11 protein-coding genes are annotated in these 18,464 nt (G+C 72.3%); 4 read left to right on the top strand and 7 right to left on the bottom strand.

Annotated elements, in window-relative coordinates; translation table 11 throughout:
* Positions 1-89 precede the first annotated feature (89 nt).
* The 5 genes from ACFUJR_RS23430 to ACFUJR_RS23410 form a co-directional block, all read right to left on the bottom strand.
* Complete coding sequence (locus tag ACFUJR_RS23430) at positions 90-1,397, bottom strand: TIGR02679 family protein (RefSeq protein WP_383172468.1); 1,308 nt, start codon at positions 1,395-1,397, stop codon at positions 90-92.
* Positions 1,388-5,503, bottom strand: a complete 4,116-nt coding sequence (locus tag ACFUJR_RS23425) for a TIGR02680 family protein (RefSeq protein WP_383172470.1) — start codon at positions 5,501-5,503, stop codon at positions 1,388-1,390. Before ACFUJR_RS23425 ends, ACFUJR_RS23430 begins: the two co-directional genes overlap by 10 nt.
* Positions 5,500-6,732, bottom strand: a complete 1,233-nt coding sequence (locus ACFUJR_RS23420; RefSeq protein ID WP_383172471.1) for a TIGR02678 family protein — start codon at positions 6,730-6,732, stop codon at positions 5,500-5,502. Before ACFUJR_RS23420 ends, ACFUJR_RS23425 begins: the two co-directional genes overlap by 4 nt.
* Positions 6,729-8,321, bottom strand: a complete 1,593-nt coding sequence (locus ACFUJR_RS23415; RefSeq protein WP_383172472.1) for a TIGR02677 family protein — start codon at positions 8,319-8,321, stop codon at positions 6,729-6,731. The genes ACFUJR_RS23420 and ACFUJR_RS23415 overlap by 4 nt, the downstream gene beginning before the upstream one ends.
* A gap of 224 nt (positions 8,322-8,545) precedes the next feature.
* Positions 8,546-8,965 carry a secondary thiamine-phosphate synthase enzyme YjbQ gene (locus tag ACFUJR_RS23410; RefSeq protein WP_383172473.1) on the bottom strand — a complete coding sequence of 140 codons (420 nt, stop codon included), beginning with the start codon at positions 8,963-8,965 and terminating at the stop codon, positions 8,546-8,548.
* 92 nt (positions 8,966-9,057) lie between these two features.
* On the opposite strand from ACFUJR_RS23410, the gene ACFUJR_RS23405 reads away from it, so the two are divergent.
* The gene (locus ACFUJR_RS23405; protein ID WP_383172475.1) at positions 9,058-10,161 is read left to right on the top strand and encodes an NAD(P)-binding domain-containing protein; all 1,104 of its coding nucleotides are present in this window, start codon (positions 9,058-9,060) and stop codon (positions 10,159-10,161) included.
* 42 nt (positions 10,162-10,203) lie between these two features.
* On the opposite strand, the gene mltG is transcribed toward ACFUJR_RS23405, so the two are convergent.
* Both mltG and ACFUJR_RS23395 read right to left on the bottom strand, forming a co-directional pair.
* Entirely contained in the window at positions 10,204-11,079 is an 876-nt protein-coding gene (gene mltG, locus ACFUJR_RS23400; protein WP_383172477.1) for an endolytic transglycosylase MltG, read from the bottom strand.
* Between the two features lie 320 nt (positions 11,080-11,399).
* Entirely contained in the window at positions 11,400-13,235 is a 1,836-nt protein-coding gene (locus tag ACFUJR_RS23395) for an ABC transporter ATP-binding protein (RefSeq protein ID WP_383172479.1), read from the bottom strand.
* A 96-nt stretch (positions 13,236-13,331) separates the two neighbouring features.
* Here ACFUJR_RS23395 and ACFUJR_RS23390 point away from each other — a divergent pair, with 96 nt between their 5' ends.
* From ACFUJR_RS23390 to ACFUJR_RS23380, 3 genes are all read left to right on the top strand, one after another.
* Complete coding sequence (locus tag ACFUJR_RS23390) at positions 13,332-13,775, top strand: MarR family winged helix-turn-helix transcriptional regulator (RefSeq protein WP_383172481.1); 444 nt, start codon at positions 13,332-13,334, stop codon at positions 13,773-13,775.
* A 35-nt stretch (positions 13,776-13,810) separates the two neighbouring features.
* Entirely contained in the window at positions 13,811-16,738 is a 2,928-nt protein-coding gene (locus tag ACFUJR_RS23385) for an FAD-binding and (Fe-S)-binding domain-containing protein (RefSeq protein WP_383172483.1), read from the top strand.
* 214 nt (positions 16,739-16,952) lie between these two features.
* The gene (locus ACFUJR_RS23380) at positions 16,953-18,368 is read left to right on the top strand and encodes a Gfo/Idh/MocA family protein (protein ID WP_383172484.1); all 1,416 of its coding nucleotides are present in this window, start codon (positions 16,953-16,955) and stop codon (positions 18,366-18,368) included.
* Positions 18,369-18,464 lie beyond the last annotated feature (96 nt).

The following is an 18,464-nucleotide window of genomic DNA, read 5'->3' as shown; positions in this document are numbered from 1 at the left end:
GGGCTTGGCGCATCGCCTCGTCCCGTTGCTGATCGAACATGGCAAGGGCAACCGGGCCGAGGCGTCCGACGGCGACACGGAGAGCGGACCTAAGCATGCGGAGAGCGCCCCCTCAGGTCGGACAACAAGAGGTCCAGCTCTCGCTCCTCCTCGACCCGGATGCCCGCTTCCGCGAGGGCGTCGGCGAGGTCGGGGTCCCACGGTGTCCGGGTCGGGACGCCCGTGAGAGGTCTGGGCGGGAGCTCCGGGTCGCTCGCGGCCAGGGTCCTGCGATAGTCGGCGGCGGTGTATCGCCAGGGCTGCCACGGGACGCGGCGCAGCAGGGCGCCGGCGATCCGAAGGCCGCCCCAGTCGAAGTCGCCGTGGTAGTGGAGGACCGAGCCGTTGCCGTGCAGGTGGCGCAGCAGGGCGAGTGCGGCGGCCGAGGGCTGGCCCTGGAGACAGATCAGGGGCGGGCAGGCGGGGCCGAGGGCATCCGCCGCCGCGGCGAGAACGGTCGGGTTCTCGCAGATCCGTACCGTGGGGGAGGCGCCGGAGGGTGGCCGTCGGATCAGCTGGCGAAGCGTCAGGACGGTCGGTTCGCCCTCGCCGGCCATCCAGTCGAGCGCGGGGGTCCCTCGCAGGTTCAGGGTGAGGACCGTCGAGGACAGTTCGTCCTTCAGCAGGCCTGCCGATGCCCAGGCGTCCCGCCGCCATTCGGCGCCGCTGCCGTCGGCGAACCCGGTCAGGGCGCGGATCCCGGACAGCGTGAGGGTGCCCTGCGGGGTGCCGTCGTCCAGCGCGTGGGCCGAGCCGAGGACGCGGGCGGCGAAGGCGGCCAGCGAGACGGCGGGGTCGGCCGGAAGTTCGCGAAGCGCGGCGCAGACTCCCGTGAGCAGGGTGTGCACGGACTGGGGAGTACGGCCCAGGCGCCGGGCCAGGCCGTCCGCCCGCACCCTGGCGGCCCAGGCGGCGAGCTCGGGCCGGCCCCGTACGAGTGCGTCGAGAGGTGTGTACGCCCGATCCCATGCGGCTTCCTCCTCGGCCCTGATCTGGGCGAGCGGGGTGACGGGGCCCGTGAGCGCCGTGACGGCGGCGGCGAGGCCGTCCGGGCTGATGCCCGACCGGCGCAGCACGCCGTCGACCGCCTCCAGCCGTACGGTGAGGGAACGGCCACCACCCGGTGGTCGGGCAAGCAGCCGTTCGACCGCGGATCGCTGCCCCGGAGTGGGGGTGGCCAGGGAGACGGCACCTGTCAGGGGTTGCCCGGCCACGAGCCGGCCGCGTACCCGCTCGACGAGCCACTCGATCTCCGGTACGCCCAACAGGCGGCGCAGTCGGGGGTCGTCGGCCGAGGCGTGGGCAGCCGCCTCCGGTAGGGCGCCGGGCGCCGCGTGCCCGTCGTGCGTCAGCTCCACTGCGAGTCCCTTTCGAGCCTGCCCGCCGTATCCGCTGCCGGTTGCCGCACGGGGTCTTCGCGGCGCTGTCGTCTCGTCCCGTCCCACTCCCAGCGGGTGACGAGGACCGCTGCCACGTCGTCGATCCGGGACAGCTGGGCGATGGCGATGCCGGGGACCTGTGGGTAGCAGGCCCATTCCCGTTCGCTGGTCATCACCACGTCGAGGTCGAAGGCGCTCAGCAGGCCGAGGCACTTGGCCCGCGAGTCGTCGTCCACTCCCGCGAACGCCTCGTCCAGGGTGACCAGGCGGGGGGCGTGCGGGCTGCTCGCGCTGGCGTAGTGCGAGGAGGCGGCGGCGAACAGTGGCACGGAGACGGCGAGGACGCGTTCGCCGCCGGAGGCGGGACCGGTGGCCGGGACCCAGCGTCCGTGCTGGTGGCGTTCGACGCCGAACTCGTGCCAGGAGCGGTAGTCGAGCGCGGCGGTGAGGTGTTCGAGCCAGCTGCCCGAGCCGTCGTCGGACTGCTGGCGGGCGATCTGGGCCTGGAGGAACTCGCCGACCGCCGTGCGGTCCTCGGCGGTCCAGGCATCGGCGGACTGGCGCAGCCGCTCGCGGGCCTGGGTGAGTCCGGGCGGGGCCTTGCGCGAGGGCCGCCACACCAGCCGGAGTCTCATGCCGGTGGAGGTGGGGCGGTCCTCCAGCTCGGTGTTCATGTCCCGCACCTGGCGCTCGGCCGCACCGATGAGTTCCTGGAGGGTGCCTGCGACCTCGGTGATCAGGTGGGTTTCGAGGATCTCCCGTTCGTGTGCGGACAGGATGCGCGTCAGCTCGCCGACCTCCTTGGCGAGTGCCTCGGCGAGTTCGGGTACGGCCCGGTCGCGGCCCTGGTACACGATGTCGACGACCATGCCGTCCTCGACCATGCGGGTGGAGGCGCTGTGTCCGTGCCGGGACAGGGTGTCCTGCAAGGTCTTGAGTTCTTCGCTGAGCCGACGTTGGACGCGTTCCCAGGCGGCGTCCGTGTCGTCGACCGACGAGAGGCCGGACTCGATGGCACGGGCGAGCGCGATGGCCGGCGTGGCAGCCCAGGGGCCGTCGTCCGCGTCGGGGATCGCGAGTTCGGGCAGCGCGACCGCCGGCAGGCCGGTGGCCGTGAAGCGCTGGAGCGCGGCGATGGCCTCCCCGCGTGCGCCGACGGCTTCCGTGAGGTCCTTCTCCAGCTGCTCGATCCTCCCCTCGGCACGGCTGGCCTCCCGGTCCGCCTCCGCGTGACGCCGCCCGGCGGTCTTCCGGTCGGCCTCGCAGGTCTGCTGTGACTCGGTGGTCTCGGCGAGTCGCCGTTCGAGTTCGGCGACGGCCGCTCCGACGGTGGAGCGCAGAGTCAGGTGGCGCTGGTCCGCCGCCGCCGCTTCACGCTCCGCGTCTTCGGCCCGCTGAGCGAGGTCGCCGGCCCGCCGCTCCGCGTCGGTCACCTCGGCGTGCTCGTCGTCCACCTGGCGTGCGGCCTCGCCTTGTTCGCGTACCGCTGGCCACAGAGCGGCCAGCGCGGCGGCGAGGGAGCCGAGGGCGTGGCGTACACCGGTGAGTCCCGCCCGGTCAGCGGGCAACCCCAGATCGGTGGCGGCCTCGGTGAGCTCGGTGGTGGCGCGCTCGGCTCGCCCTGCCGTCTCGGCCACCTCGGCGGCGCGCTCCTCACGCCGCGTGCGGGCCTTGCGTACGGCTTCGGCGGCGGCGCTCACGAGCGCGTGTGCCCGGGTGAGCGGCGACTCGTCGGGGACGGAGGCGAGTTCGGTGTCGAGCGTGCGACGGCGGCCCGCGATCGCCTCGGAGCGATCCGCGATCCCCTCCGACTCCTCGCGCAGAGAGGCGAGTTCGATGCAGAGCGCGGCGACGCGGGCCCTACGTGCCGCCTCGCGCGCGCCTTCGCCGATGTACGTGGCGGCGGGCTTCGCCCACGTGCCGGTGAGCGCGCCGACACGGAAGCGGCCGTCCGCTGCCACCCATGTCCCTGCTCCTCCCCCGCTGCCCAGGCCGATGGAGGCGAGCAGACCGGTCAACGCCGCTTCGTCCGGGGTCGCGGCGTGTCCGTCGCCATGGTCCAGGGCCGGGCGCAGCACATCGGCCAGGGAAGGACCTTTCACGGGTCCGTTCGACGGGGAGAGCAGCACGTCGTGCCCGTTCACCGCGAGGGCTGAGCCGTCGGGGAGCACCCAGGCGTCGAGGAGGCCGGAGGCCTCCAGCGCCGCTTCGAGCCCCGCGCACTCGGGTTCGGGCAGGTCGATACGGAAGTCGACCAGGCGCCAGAGCGGCGCTCCGGGCGACTGGTCACGAAGACCGGGGGTGCGGGTGGCGGGGGGCTGGGGCTCGTGACCGCCGCCCGCCTCCAGGGCGGCAAGCTCCCGCCGCGCCTCGTCGGCGCGCTCCGTCAGCTCCGAGGCCCGGCGGGCGGCCTCGGCCGCCTGGTCGGCGAGGTCCGCCGAGCGGACGGTGTGCGCCGTGGCCGCATGGACCCGGGCCGGGTAGGGGCCGTCGAGGTGGCGGGTCCATTCCTGGAGTTCGTCGAGGAGCCCGGTCTCGTCGGGGAAGGCCAGCTCCGTCCAGGCCCGGGAGCGTTCGCGTACGTCGTCCAAGAGGGCCCGGCCGGCCCGCGCGGCACCCTCGTCCGCCTCACGGTGCGACTGGGTGGCCAGGGCGAGGTCGGTCTCCGCCTCGTCGAGACGGCCGGACGCCCGGCGGTGCGCGGCGGTAGCCCCCTCGGCTGCTTCGACGAGGCCCTCGACATGGGCAAGGGAGCGTTGGGCGCGGCCGGCGGCCTCCTCTGCGGCGCGCCGCAGTTCGAGCTCGGGCAGCCGGTCGTCCATGGGCAGCGCGATGTGAGCGGCGGTGGCGTGCTCCCGCGCCTGGGCGAAGTTCTCCTGGACCCTGAGCCGCGCGGCACGGAGTCGGTTCTCGGCGGCGCCGAGCCGACCGAGCGCCTTGGCGTGGAGGGCGGCCGCCTGCTCCCGGTCTCCGCGCGCCCGGTCCGCCGCCTGCGCCGTTCGCGTCACGGCCAGCGCAGCGTGTTCCAGTTCCCGCGCGTCGCCCATCTCGGGCGCCTCGCGCAGGGCCTTCTCCTGGGCCCGCAGGCGCTCGGCGGTCTCCGCCAGGGAACTGATCTCCTCCCCGGCCGCCTCCCGCTTCTCCTCGGCGTGCCTCCGCCGCTCCTGCGCCTCGGCCAGATCCCGCTGCACGCGCTCGTAGCGGGAGTGCTCGGCGCGCGGAAGTCGTGCCCGGCGGCGGGTGGCGATGCGGGCGTAGCGTCGGTAGTGCTCCAGGAAGGCTGAGGCGGCCCGCTCGGCGGCGGAGGCGGCGGCCAGCTCGTCCTTCTCCTCGTCGAGGGAGCGGAACGCCTCGGCCACGTCGGCGATGACGGCCTGGTCCATGGGCGGCAGGGCCTCGGTGAGAGCGCGGGAGAGGGCGGCTTCGTTGGGCCGCTTGGAGAGCTGGGGCTGGCGCAGCTGGATGAGCAGGTCGACCAAGGCGGCGTACCGCTGGTCTCCGAGGCCGAAGAGTGCTTCGTCGACCGCTCGGCGGTACGCCCTGGCCTGGTCGTACACCAGGCCGTGCCCCGCGACCGCTTCGGCGAGCCGGTCCCGGGACAGAGCGGTGCCGGTCGCGTCGAGCAGCCGGAAGGTCTCCTCCGTGCGCTCGGTGGAGCCGTGGTCGACACGCTGGCGGGTGACGGCGTACCAGTGGCGGGAGATGCCTCTCCCACTGACGGCCTTGAGTCCGCACAGCAGCGTACGGAAGTGCTGCTCGCCGGTCGTGTCGTCGAGCCTGCCGAACTCGATCCACGTATAGCCGAGCCGTTCGGAGTGCGGGTGCTCGCCGCCGAGGAGCAGGTTCCACTCCATCCTCTTGCCCGGGTCGCCGTCGGGTTCGACACGGCGCGGGCTGAGGTCGCCGTCGAGCAGGAACGGCAGCGTCAGCGCGAGGACCTTGGACTTGCCGGTGCCGTTGTTGCCGCGGAGCAGCAGGCGTCCGTCCCGGAAGTGGAACTCCTCCACGTCGTAGTGGAACAGGTCGACGAGCCCGACGCGCAGGGGCTGCCAGCGGGATCGCCGTGGGGTGGGGAGGCGGGTCACGAGGCGGCCTTTCGCTGCGAGGGCACGGAGGCGGAACCGGGCTCGCGGATGACGGTCGTGCCGACCGCGTACCGGGCCAGGGCGGGGCGGGCCACAACCGCGTGCGGGGTACGGGACACCAGGCCGAGCGCGGTGAGCCGGGCGACGGCTTGTTCGACGAGCTCGGTCTCCATGCCCGGCTCCCGGGCGGACTTCGACCAGAAACCGCCGTGCTCGGCCGCGAGTTCGCGGACGCGCAGGGCGAGAGCACCGGGGGTGACCGGCCCGTCGGCGGCGGCGAGATACTCGGCGAGCAGCAGGGTGATGTGGCCGTGGGTGCCCTGTTCGGGCATGCGGAGGTCGGTCAGGTCGTCGTCGGGGTCGACCATGGCGATCCCCTCGGCCCGCACCTCGGCGACGAGCCCCGTCAGCTCGTTGATCCGGGCGGTGAGGAAGCCGCGCTGCCGGGTGAGGTAGCCGAGTTCGGCATCGGTCAGGTCGTCGTAGTAGAGCACCGGGTCGTCGAGAAGCCTGCGGGTGAGTGAGCGGCGCATGGCGCGGAAGCGCAGCTCGTCGCTGTCCAGGGCGGTTTCCGCGACCAGCTCGGCGAGCCGGTCCTCGAAGACGTCCGCCCGCACGGTGGAGGGGCCCCGCCGGGTGGCGAGGAGGCCGGCCAGGACCCGCCGTTCCACGTCGTACAGTACGTCGCCCACTCCGCTGACGTATGCCTCCTCCTCGCCCGCGACGCGCCGCAGCACTCCGAGGTCGAGCAGAAGCCGTACGACGGCCGCGAGGTCGAGGCGTTCGTCTCGGCGCTCCAGGGCGAACTCGACCCCCGCAGCGGCGAGTCGGGGATCGGCGGCGTCGAGGACGATCTGGCCGGCGAGGCGCCCGAGGGCGATCTGGGCCTCGCCCCGTTCGAGGGCGGCGAGCGCGAGGCAGAACAGGACGTAGCGGCGGCGGGTGAACGGGGCGGCGCCCCGGCTCGCCTCTCTGGCCGGGTGCGTGGGGTCGGTGAGGACACCGGGGATCTTGCGCAGCCGCGCCGTCTCGGCGTCCACGTGAAGGGACCAGCCCGTGTTGCGATCGAACCACTCCCGGAGCTCAGGCGCGTGCCTGCGGACGAGTCGGAACTCGTCGGCGTGGCGGCCGCGCGCGAGGAGGAGAGGGTGTTTCAGCAGGGCGCGCGCTGCTTTGCGCAGGTCGGCGGCGTGCTGGCCCTCCAGCACCTCGGCGAGTGGTCCGGTCATCGGCCAGGGTCTCCGTCCTTCAGGTCGTCTCCGTCCGTCAGGTCGACGATCTCGACGACGTGGTCCGGGCCGCTGAAGACACCGCCGGGCGTGCGGATCTCGGCGGTGGTGCCGTCGGTGAGCGCGGTGAGTCTGATTTCCATGGAGCCGTCGTTGCTGGTGGCCACGGTGTGCCGCATGCCGGGTCGCCAGGTGGCCAGCGCGTCTCCGAGCAGTTGGAGGAACAGACCGAAGGAGGCCGGGTCGAGCTCGCCGAGTTCGGACAGGCGTGTGACGCCGTCGGTGACGAGCCGAGCGCGGGCGGCGGCGGTCTCCGCGGCCTGCTTGGCGGCCGTCTCGGCGAGAGCACGCCGCCGCTCCTCCCGGTCCTCGACCTTGCGGGGCTTCCCGCGCCGCTCGTAACTCCCGGTGCGGCGCAGCTGGGGGCTGATGCGCAGCGGCTCCGCCTCCGCCCACGGAGTGGCAGCCGGGACGGACCGCGCCGCGCGGGCGGTGAGTGTGTCGGCGTCGACGGTGAGATGCCGGGCCGAATAGAGGCCGAAGGCCGCCCGCCACAGTCGGTGCCGGGCGTCGTCGTCGGCAGCCTCGGCGAACCAGCGGGCCAGGGTCCGGAAGTCGGCGGACCGGTCCGAGCGCCCCGATCGGCGCTCGTTCAGTGCCCGTACGACGGCCAGGAGCTGCGGGATCGCACCGAGCGCCCGGCCACGCAGGAGCCGGGCCTGGGACTCGTGCCCTTCCCTGCTGATGAACCACGCGCCGAGCCCCGCCCAGCGCGCGGCCCACCGCTCGTACACCTCGCGCTCCGCGCTCTCGGACTCTTCCGGCGAGGCGTCGGCTGCCTCGCGCCGGGCGGCGGCCCTCAACAGAGGCTCCGCCCTTCCGTCCTCCTCCAACTCCAGAATCAGCCGGGCGATCCGCCCGCCCAGCGTGATCAGATCCTGGATGAACCGCTCCAGGTACTGGATGAGCCTGTCCTTGTAAGCGAGGAAGACCTCCTCTTCGACGTCGTGCAGATCGATGGTCCGCTGGAGCGAACCCATGAAGGCGCGCGCGTTGTCGGCGAGCGCCGCGAAGCGGCTGGCCAGCGCGTCGAGTGCCAGGTGTACCTTGGCCGGGTCGGGCTCGTCCTCGGCGGCCAGGACGAGCAGGGCGCGCAGGTGGGTGACGATGTCGTGCAGGGCGACGGCCTGGAGCGCGCCGCGGCGGCCGAGTGCCTCGTCATAGACGGACAGCGCGGCCTCGGCGGCCTCACCCTCGCGCGTGAGCTGGTAGATGAACCGCTTCCGGTAGAAGTCCTCGACGGCGGTGACCCGGGCGGTGTCCGGATCGGCCCGCAGATTGCCCCAGACGACGAGCTTGTCAAGCGCGGCGACGACGGCCTCGGGGTCAGCGGGGCGGATGTCCTCCGGCAGCGCCCCATGCACGTCCTCGGGACGCAGATGAACCGCGAAGCGCTCCTTGGCCACGAGGAACACCCGCATCACCTGGCGGTAGAGCGGGGTGTTCGGCACGGTGAGGTGGGCGAAGGGGCCGAATCCGTCCGGCTCGGGATCCGGACCGGCCGAGGCGGTGGAAACGCTGACGTTCATCGTCGGCCATTCTCCCCCAGGCGCCGCCCCCACCGGCAAGACCCCGAAGGACCTGGCTGATTCACGCCGTCGCGATCACTGCCAGGAGCGGCGCTGAACCGCTCGGTGCGGCCGGATATCCGCCTACAGTCCCGCCGTACCCGCCGCTACCCGAGGAACGACAACCGCACCTGAAGCGCCGGGCGGCAGCGCATTGCTGCGCACACGAAACGCCGAGCCGGCACCTACCCCAGGAACGACAACCGCACCTGGCGCTCCGGGTTGTCCTTGTTGGTGTCCACCAGGCAGATCGACTGCCAGGTGCCCAGTTCCAGGCGTCCTGCGATCACCGGGAGCGTCACATGGGGTGGGACCAGGGCCGGGAGGACGTGGTCGCGGCCGTGGCCCGGGGAGCCGTGGCGGTGCTGCCAGCGGTCGTCGGCCGGGAGGAGGTGGTGGAGCGCCGTCAGGAGGTCGCTGTCGCTGCCCGCTCCCGTTTCGAGGATGGCCAGGCCGGCCGTGGCGTGGGGGACGAAGAGGTTGAGGAGGCCGTCGCTGCCGGGGGCCGTCTCCGTGAGGAAGTCCGTGCAGGCCCGGGTGAGGTCGGTGACCGTCTCCGTGGTGCCGGTGGTGAGCGTGAGCACGCGGGTGGTGAAGGTGGACATGAGGCCATCCTGCCGGTCGGAGTGCGGGATCGCGCCTCCACGCTCCACGGGACCGGGGGAAGATCCCGGGCCACTCTGCGGTTGGTGGAATCGTGAACGATTTCGGGGTTGAGAGCAGGCGGGGCGTTCGGGACGTCGACGTGGTCGTGATCGGTGCCGGACAGGCGGGGCTTTCCGCCGCCTTTCACCTGCGGCGCACAGGCCTCGCGCCCGACCGCGACTTCGTCGTCCTCGACCACGCCCCGCGCCCCGGCGGCGCGTGGCAGTTCCGCTGGCCCTCGCTCACGTACGGCAAGGTCCACGGGATGCACGCGCTGCCCGGGATGGAGCTGACCGGCGCGGACGCGCGGCGGCCCTCGTCCGAGGTGATCGGCGAGTACTTCACGGCGTACGAGGAGCGTTTCGACCTGCGCGTCCACCGGCCGGTGGAGGTGAGCGCCGTCCGCCAGGGCGAGGGCGGGCGGCTGCTCGTGGAGACCTCGGAGGGGACGTACGCGACCCGCGCCCTGATCAGCGCGACCGGCACCTGGGACCGGCCCTTCTGGCCTCGCTACCAGGGCCAGGAGACCTTCCGCGGCCGTCAGCTGCACACCGCGGACTACCCCGGCCCCGAGGCGTTCGCGGGCCGGCGGGTGATCGTGGTCGGCGGCGGGGCCTCGGGGACGCAGCATCTGATGGAGATCGCGGAGGTCGCGGCCGAGACGACCTGGGTGACCCGGCGCGAGCCGGTCTACCGCGAGGGTCCGTTCGGCGAGATGCAGGGCCGGGCGGCGGTCGCGCTGGTCGAGGAGCGGGTACGGCAGGGTCTGCCACCACAGAGCGTCGTCTCCGTCACCGGGCTCCCGCTCACCGACGCGATCCGCGACGCGCGGGAGCGCGGCGTCCTGGACCGCAACCCCATGTTCGACCGGATCACACCGACCGGAGTGGCCTGGGCCGACGGCCGGACCGTCGACGCCGATGTGATCCTCTGGGCGACCGGCTTCCGCGCCGCCATCGACCACCTCGCCCCGCTCAGGCTCCGCGAGCCGGGTGGCGGCATCCGGGTGGAGGGCACGCGGGCGGTACGGGACGAGCGCGTCCACCTCGTCGGCTACGGGCCCTCGGCCTCGACGATCGGCGCCAACCGGGCAGGGCGGGCCGCCGTCACCGAGATCCGCAGCCTCCTGGAGAGGGAGCCCGTCGCGGCCCCGTAGGTCAGCCGGGTCCAGCCGGCCCAGTGCACCCGAACGGCCAGGTCAGCCCGCCGCGGCAGCACGACGGTTGGCGTTGAACTCCCGGACGTTCGCCTGGTGTTCGGCGTAGTCGGCGGTGAACCGGGTGTCCCCCGGCTTCACGGTCACGAAGTACAGCCAGTCGCCCTCGGCCGGCTGGATCGCCGCCGTCATGGCCTGCTCGCCCGGGTTGCCGATCGGGGTGGGCGGCAGGCCGGGGTGCTCGTACGTGTTGAACGGGCTGTCGATCTTGGTGTCGGCGTGGGTGGTGTCGACGGTGGAGCGCCCCATCGCGTAGTTCAGCGTGGAGTCCATCTGGAGCGCCATGCCCCGGGCCAGCCGGTTGTAGACGACGCGGGCGACCTTGCCCATGTCCTCGCCGGTGTCGGCCTCCGCCTGCACGATGCTGGCGATGATCACCGTCTGGTGCACGCTCACCTTGTTTCGCTGGGCCCCGGCGGCGATGTGGTCGGCGCCGAAGCGTTTCCCCGCCGTCTGGACCATGTACCGCAGCAGGCTCTCCGGGGTCGTCGTGGCGGCCACCGGGTACGTCGCCGGGAAGAGGTACCCCTCGGGGTTCCCCTGGGCGGCGGCCGGCAGTCCGAGGGCCGTGGCCGGGGCGTCCGCGACACTGCGGGTGGTGCCCTCGGCAAGGCCGAGGGAGCGGTCGACCGCCGCGTAGACCTGGCCCGCCCGCCAGCCTTCCGGGACGAGCAGGGTCCGCCGCTTCTCGGGTACGGGGACGGGTGTACGGCCCTCGTCGCCGAGCAGGAGCAGGGGGACGGTGATCGCCGTGGCCACGGCGAGGGCCGCGCCGCCCAGGAGCAGAGCAAGCCGGCCGCGGCGGGTGAGCCGGGAGCGGCGGCGACGGTGTTCGGGCTGCCAGGACCGGTGCGTCATGGGCGCACGCTAACCCGCGCCGCGCGTGAATCCGGGGAGCCCGCACATGAGGCGGCGCCGCCGATCCCCTGGGACGGGGGACCGACGGCGCCGCCTTCCTGCCGGGCGTGAGGTCAGACGAGCCAGCCCAGGAAGTGGAAGACGCCGGCGAGCAGGTCGGTGATGACGTTCATGGTGGTGCGTTCTCCTTGTGCAGGTACAGCGGTGGGATGTCTGTACGACATCCGCGGGACAGTGCGCGGTCGCGGTCTGCAGCCCGTCGCTTGCGCACCGTAATCATCAGCTGTCACAAGGGAGTTGAGCAACGGAACCGGAAACGATCACACGTTCTGGGGAACAACCGCTCCCGCGTTCGTGTGTTCGCCACGGCGCACGAGGGCCGCGTACCGGCCGTCTCGGGCGAGGAGTTCCTCATGGGTGCCGCGCTCGGCGATCCGGCCGGCTTCGAGGACCATGATCTGGTCCGCGTCCCGGACGGTGGAGAGCCGGTGGGCGATGGTGATGGTGGTCCGTCCGGCGGAGAGGGCGTCGATCGCCTGCTGCACCGCGTGTTCGGTACGGGTGTCCAGCGCACTGGTCGCCTCGTCGAGGATGAGCACGGGAGGGTCGCGCAGGATGGTCCGGGCGATGGCGAGGCGCTGCTTCTCGCCACCCGAGAAGCGGTAGCCGCGCTCGCCGACGAGGGTGTCGTACCCCTCGGGCAGGCCGGCGATGTGGTCGTCGATCTGCGCGGCGCGGGCGGCGGCGCGGATCTCCTCGTCCGTGGCGTCGGGCTTGGCGAAGCGCAGGTTGTCGGCGACCGAGGCATGGAAGAGGTACGTCTCCTGGGAGACCACGCCGACGGCCCGGGCGAGGCTGTCGAAGTCGAGGTCGCGGACGTCGACGCCGTCGATCAGGACCCTGCCGCCGGTCACGTCGTAGAGCCGGGGCACCAGATAGCTGAGGGTGGACTTGCCGGAGCCGGTGGGTCCGACGACGGCGAGGCTGCCGCCGGCCGGGACGGTCAGGTCGATGGAGTCGAGCGTCGGACGGCCGGGGCTCTCGGGGTCGTAGCGGAAGTCGACGTTCTCGAACGTCACCTCGCCACTGATCTTCTCCAGACGGACCGGGGTCGCGGGCTCGGTGATGTCGACGGGGAGGTCGAGGTACTCGAAGATCCGCTGGAAGAGGGCGAGGGAGGTCTGCATCTGGACGCCGGTGGACAGCAGGCTCACGGCCGGCCGGAACAGGCCCTGCTGGAGCGAGACGAAGGCGACGAGCGTGCCCAGCGAGATGGCCGGGCCTCCGGCCTGGAGGGCGAAGCCCGCGGCCCAGTAGATCAGCGCGGGCATGGCTGCCATGACGATGCCTATCGTCGACATCCGCCAGCGGCCGGCCATGGAGGAGCGCACTTCGAGGTCGACGAGGCGCTCGGACTCCTCGGCGAAGGACTTCGTCAGCGAGTCGGAGCGGCCCATGGTGCGGCCGAGCAGGATGCCGCTGACGGAGAGCGACTCGGTGACGGTCGCGGCCATCACGGCCATCTGCTTCTGCCGCTGAGTGGTGATCTTCTTGCGCTCGCGGCCGACGCGGCGGCTGATCCAGACGAAGAGCGGCAGCAGGAGCAGCGAGACGACGGTGAGCCGCCAGTCGAGGACGAGCATCGCGACGACGGTGGCGACGACGGCGGTGAGGTTCGAGACGAGGGAGGTGGCGGTCGAGGTGACCGTCGCCTGCATGCCGCCGATGTCGTTGGCGATCCGGGACTGGACCTCGCCCGTACGCGTCCGGGTGAAGAAGGCGAGCGGCATCCGCTGCAGCTGGGCGTAGACCGCGGTGCGCAGATCGTGCATCACCCGCTGGCCGACGGTGGTGGAGATGAGGGTCTGGAGCACGCCGAAGACGCTCGTCATCACGGCGGTGACGATCATGCCGAGGGCGAGCAGGCTCAGCAGCCCGGTGCGGCCCTGCGGGATCGCGGTGTCGAGGATCTCCCTGAGGAGGAACGGCGACGCCACCGTCACCAGGGACGAGGCGCCGACGAGCAGGCCGACGACGGCGAGCCGGCCGCGGTAGGGATGGAAGAGCCGCAGGATGCGCCGCGTCTGCGCGGGCTCCTTCGGCTGCACGGGATCGCGCGGTGGAGGTGTCCAGTCGGACTCTTCGTGGTGACGCATGGGCTCCTACGAGGGGTGCGGAGATCAAAGGAGATCAGAGCATAGCTCATTGTTACCTATACTCATAATGAACCAGGTCCTGATATCGTCTCCCCCATGAACACGCCCGACGCCGACGGCCTTCTCGCCGAGCAGCTGCTGCGCCTCACCCGACGGCTGCAGCGCAGCCAGAAGCGGCTGCTCGAGCCGGTCGGCATCACCCCCGCGCAGTCCCGGCTGCTGCGCACGGTCGCGCACTACGAGCACCCGCCGCGGATGGCCGACCTCGCCGCGCGCCTGGAGGTCGTCCCCCGGGCGGTCACGAGTCTCGTGGACGGTCTGGAGACCGCCGGACGGGTCCGCCGCGTCCCCGACCCGACGAACAGACGGGTGGTCAGGATCGAGCTCACCGACGACGGACGCGAGACCCTCCGCGCGTTGCGGAGCGCGCGCAGGGCCGCCGCAGAGGACATCCTTGCTCCATTGACCGTCGATCAGCGCGAGGTGCTCGGAGGTCTGCTGTCCGCTCTGGTCGACCACGTGCCGGAGCGCCGCTGCTGACCGCGCGGGGACCGGGCGCCGAGGGGAGCCGTGACATGCCACTGCTGGAGCCGAACCCACGGGCCCTGCGCGCCGGTACGAAGCGGACTCCGGCCCCCGACCGGGTCCCCGCCCTGCAGTCCCGGGGGACGCCGCGCCTGCTGCGGGAGGAGCTGGTCGCGCTCCTCGGCCCCGAGAAGATCCTCTCGAAGATCTCCGATCTGGTGCGGTACGCCTCCGACGCCAGCCCCTACCGCTTCGTGCCGCAGGTCGTGGTGGTCGCCCAGGACATCGACGACATCACCACCGTTCTCTCCTTCGCCCACGGCAAGGGCCGCGAGGTCGTCTTCCGGGCGGCGGGGACGAGCCTGAACGGGCAGGCGCAGGGGGAGGACATCCTCGTCGACGTGCGCCGCCACTGGGCGGGGGTCGAGGTCCTCGACGGCGGCGCACGCGCCCGGATCCGCCCCGGCACCACGGTCGCCCGCGCCAACGCGGCCCTCGCCCGTCACGGCCGGGTCCTCGGCCCCGACCCCGCGAGCGCCATCGCCTGCACGATCGGCGGGGTCGTCGCCAACAACGCCTCGGGCATGACGGCCGGGACGACCAGGAACTCGTACCGTACGGTCGCCTCCCTCACCTTCGTGCTGCCGAGCGGCACCGTCGTCGACACGGGCGACCCGGGCGCCGACGAGGAGCTCGCGCGCGCCGAGCCCCGGCTGTGCGCCGGGCTGATGGCGCTCAAGGCCGAGATCGAGGCCGATCCGGAGCTGGTCGCCCGCATCCGCGCCAAGTACGCCATCAAGAACACCAACGGCTACCGCCTGGACGCCTTCCTGGACGGCGACACGCCGGTGCGGATCCTGCGCGGCCTGATGGTCGGCTCGGAGGGGACGTTCGGCTTCATCTCGGAGGTCGTCTTCGACACGCTGCCGCTGGAGCGGCACGTCTCCACGGCGCTGCTGTTCTTCCCCTCGCTGCCCGCCGCGGCCGCCGCCGTGCCGCGTTTCAACGAGGCGGGAGCCGTCGCGGTCGAGCTGATGGACGGCAACACGCTGCGCGCCTCGGTCAGCGTCTCCGGGGTCCCCGCCGACTGGGCGCGGCTGCCCGGGGAGACGGCGGCGCTGCTCGTGGAGTTCCGCGGCGCGGACAGCGCCGCGCAGGAGGGGTACGAGCGGGCGGCCGCCGAGGTACTGGAGGGGCTTGAGCTCGTCGCGCCGGTCGCCTCGGTGGAGAACGCGTTCACCCGCGACCCGGGCACGATCGCCGGGTACTGGAAGGCCCGGAAGGCCTTCGTGACGGCGGTGGGCGGCTCGCGCCCGTCCGGTACGACGCTGATCACCGAGGACTTCGCCGTACCGCCGGACCGGCTCGCCGAGGCCTGCGCCGACCTTCTCGACCTGCAGTCGCGGCACGGATTCGACGCGGCCGTGGCCGGTCACGCCGCACACGGCAACCTGCACTTCCTGCTGGCCTTCGACACCGGCGACCCGCGGGACGTGGCGCGGTACGCCGCGTTCATGGACGAGTTCTGCAAGCTGGCGGTGGAGCGGTTCGACGGCTCGCTCAAGGCCGAACACGCCACCGGCCGCAACATCGCCCCCTTCCTGGAGCTGGAGTGGGGCACGAGGGCGACGGAGCTGATGTGGCGGACCAAGGAGGTCATCGACCCCGACGGGGTGCTCGCGCCGCGGATCGTCCTCGACCGTGATCCGCAGGCCCATCTCCGCGGCCTCAAGACGATCCCGAGGGTGGAGGCGATCGCCGACCCGTGCATCGAGTGCGGCTTCTGCGAACCGACCTGTCCCAGCCAGGACCTGACGACGACTCCGCGCCAGCGCATCGTCCTGCGCCGGGAGATGATGCGCCAGAGCGACGGATCCGCAGTGGAGGCGAGCCTGCTGGACGCCTACGGCTACGACGCCGTGGACACCTGCGCCGGCGACTCCATGTGCAGGCTGGCCTGCCCGGTCGGGATCGACACGGGGGCGCTGATGAAGGAGTTCCGCCATCAGCGGCACTCACCGCGCGAGGAGCGGATCGCGGCCCTCGCGGCCAGGAACTTCCGTGCCGTGGAAGCCTCGGCCCGCCTCGCCGTCGCGGCGGCCGACCGGATCGGCGACCGCGTCCTGGGTGCGGTGACGGGAGCGGCGCGCAAGGCGGTGCGGCCCGATCTCGTACCGGAGTGGGTGCCGGAGATCCCGGGCGCCGCCGCCCGCCGTCTTCCCCGTACGCACCGCCCGGCGGCGGTGGCCGTCTACTACCCGGCGTGTGTGAACCGGATCTTCGGCGCGCCGAAGGGCGTGCGGGGGCCGTCCCTCCCCGAGGCGATGGTGGCTCTCTCCGGCCGGGCGGGCAGGCCGGTGTGGATCCCGGACGACGTGGCCGGCACGTGCTGCGCCACGATCTGGCACTCGAAGGGATACGAGCGCGGCAACGAGGTGATGGCCAACCGGATCGTCGAGGCGGCCTGGGGCTGGACGGCGGGCGGGCGGCTGCCGCTGGTGGTCGACGCCTCCTCCTGCACGCTCGGGATCGCGCACGAGGTCGTGCCCTATCTCACCGACGAGAACCGGGAGTTGCACGCGGAGCTGGCGGTCGTCGACTCGCTCGTATGGGCGGCGGACGAGCTGCTGCCCCGGCTCGACGTACGCCGCACGGTCGGCTCGGCGGTGGTGCATCCGACCTGCTCCATGCGGCATCTGGGGGACGAGGAGCACTTGACGGCGCTGGCGAGGGGGTGCGCCGAGGAGGTCGTCGTACCCGCCGACGCGGGCTGCTGCGCCTTCGCGGGAGACCGGGGCATGCTCCATCCGGAGCTGACGGATTCGGCCACCGCGCGCGAGGCCGCCGAGGTGACGGCGCGTCCGTTCGACGTGCATCTGTCGGCCAACCGTATGTGTGAGATCGGTTTGGAGCGGGCGACGGGGCGGAGCTATCAGTCGGTGCTCCTGGCGCTGGAGCGTGCGACACGGCCCTCGTGACAGGGCTCTGACGCACCGTCCGGCACGACGAGGGTCCCTTACCCCATGTGGGTGAGGGACCCTCGTCGTCCGCATGGTCCGGTGATCCGGAATGGAAGAGTCCAACTACCCGTCGCAAGAATCCAATCCGCGCCCTTGCGCACTACCAGTCTCCATTGTCAGGGTCCTCAGCGGGATTCATGAGCCAGCCGTGCACACAGCTACTGGAGGTTCCATGAACGACAACGCACCGCAGCCCCCCAGCCGCCGCTCCGTCCTGCGGACCACGGCCGGGGTCGCGGGGGCGGGCATCGGTCTCGGCGCCCTGGGCGCCGGCAACGCCGAAGCCGCCTCCTCCGAGGGTGCCGCGGCCGCCGCGGCGGCCGCCCGGGCCCCGCGGCGCAGAGGCGCCACCATGGCCGGTGTCCCCTTCGAACGGCGCTCCACGGTCCGGGTCGGCATCGTCGGCCTCGGCAATCGCGGCGGCAGCATGATCGACCTCTTCCTCGCCCTTCCCTGGGTGCGGGTGGTCGCGATCTGCGACCCCGTCAAGGACAAGACGGAGCGCGCCGCGGCCAAGGTCGTCGCCGCCGGACAGCCCTCCCCCGCCGTGTACACGAAGGGCGAGGACGACTACGAGAACCTCTGCAAGCGCTCGGACCTCGACTTCGTCTACGTGGCGACGCCCTGGGAGCTCCACTTCGCGATGGCGCGGGCCGCGATGCTGAACGGCAAGCACGTCGGCGTGGAGTGTCCGGTCGCGATGACCATGGACGACCTGTGGGAGCTGGTCGATCTCTCCGAGCAGACCCGCCGCCACTGCATGCAGCTCGAGAACTGCTGCTACGGCCGCAACGAGATGCGGGTCCTGCGGATGGCCCACGCGGGCAGGTTCGGGGATCTGCTCCACGGGGCGGGGGCGTACAACCACGACCTGCGCGAACTGATGTTCTCGCCGACGTACTACGAGGGTCCCTGGCGCCGGGTCTGGCACACCAGGCTGCGGGGCGATCTCTACCCGAACCACGGGTTCGGTCCGGTCGCCAACTACATGGACGTCAACCGGGGCGACCGCGTGGTGAGCATCAGCAGCTTCGGGACACCGGCGCTGGGCCTCGCCCAGTACCGGGCGGAGCACATGCCTCCGGGCGACCCGAGCTGGAAGGAGACGTACATCGAGAGCGACCGGACGATCAGTCTGGTCCAGACGGCGAAGGGCCGCGTGATCCGGCTGGAGCACGACGTCTCGACCCCGCACCCCTACAGCAGGATCAACAGCCTGGGCGGCACCCGGGGCGTGTTCGAGGACTATCCGGCCCGGATCTATCTGGAGCCGGACCACCAGGGTCACCAGTGGGGCGACTTCGGGGAGTACGCCACGGAGTTCGACCACTGGCTCTGGAAGGAGCATTCCAATCCACCCGGCGGACACGGGGGGATGGACTACATCATGATCTACCGGCTGATGCAGACCATGCAGCTCGGCCTCGTCCCCGACTTCGACGTCTACGACGCGGCGGTGTGGACGGCGCCGGTGCCGCTGAGCCACGCCTCGATCAAGGCGAAGGGCGCGCCTCAGGCGATCCCGGACTTCACCCGTGGCGAGTGGCAGAAGCCCCGGTCCGGCGTGGACTCGGCCCGTCCGGCCTAGGCCCAATGCCGGTGACTTAAATGTCCTGCGCTCGTTGGTTGTGGTGTGGCGAGGGTGGGGCAGGTCAGGGTGCCTGCGGGTGAGCGGTTGTCGGAC

Origin of the sequence: Streptomyces sp. NPDC057271, assembly GCF_042668715.1 — a bacterium.
GTDB lineage: Bacteria > Actinomycetota > Actinomycetes > Streptomycetales > Streptomycetaceae > Streptomyces.
Note: the sequence above shows the minus strand (reverse complement) of the source record. Positions and strands in the feature narration are given on the sequence as shown.

Bases quoted from the DNA above. Each gene is read 5' to 3' on its own strand.
- ACFUJR_RS23390 (WP_383172481.1), top strand. From the start codon at position 13,332: ATGAACACGCCCGACGCCGACGGCCTTCTCGCCGAGCAGCTGCTGCGC.
- ACFUJR_RS23385 (WP_383172483.1), top strand. From the start codon at position 13,811: ATGCCACTGCTGGAGCCGAACCCACGGGCCCTGCGCGCCGGTACGAAG.
- ACFUJR_RS23380 (WP_383172484.1), top strand. From the start codon at position 16,953: ATGAACGACAACGCACCGCAGCCCCCCAGCCGCCGCTCCGTCCTGCGG.
- mltG (WP_383172477.1), bottom strand. From the start codon at position 11,079: ATGACGCACCGGTCCTGGCAGCCCGAACACCGTCGCCGCCGCTCCCGG.
- ACFUJR_RS23420 (WP_383172471.1), bottom strand. From the start codon at position 6,732: ATGACCGGACCACTCGCCGAGGTGCTGGAGGGCCAGCACGCCGCCGAC.
- ACFUJR_RS23395 (WP_383172479.1), bottom strand. From the start codon at position 13,235: ATGCGTCACCACGAAGAGTCCGACTGGACACCTCCACCGCGCGATCCC.
- ACFUJR_RS23415 (WP_383172472.1), bottom strand. From the start codon at position 8,321: ATGAACGTCAGCGTTTCCACCGCCTCGGCCGGTCCGGATCCCGAGCCG.
- ACFUJR_RS23410 (WP_383172473.1), bottom strand. From the start codon at position 8,965: ATGTCCACCTTCACCACCCGCGTGCTCACGCTCACCACCGGCACCACG.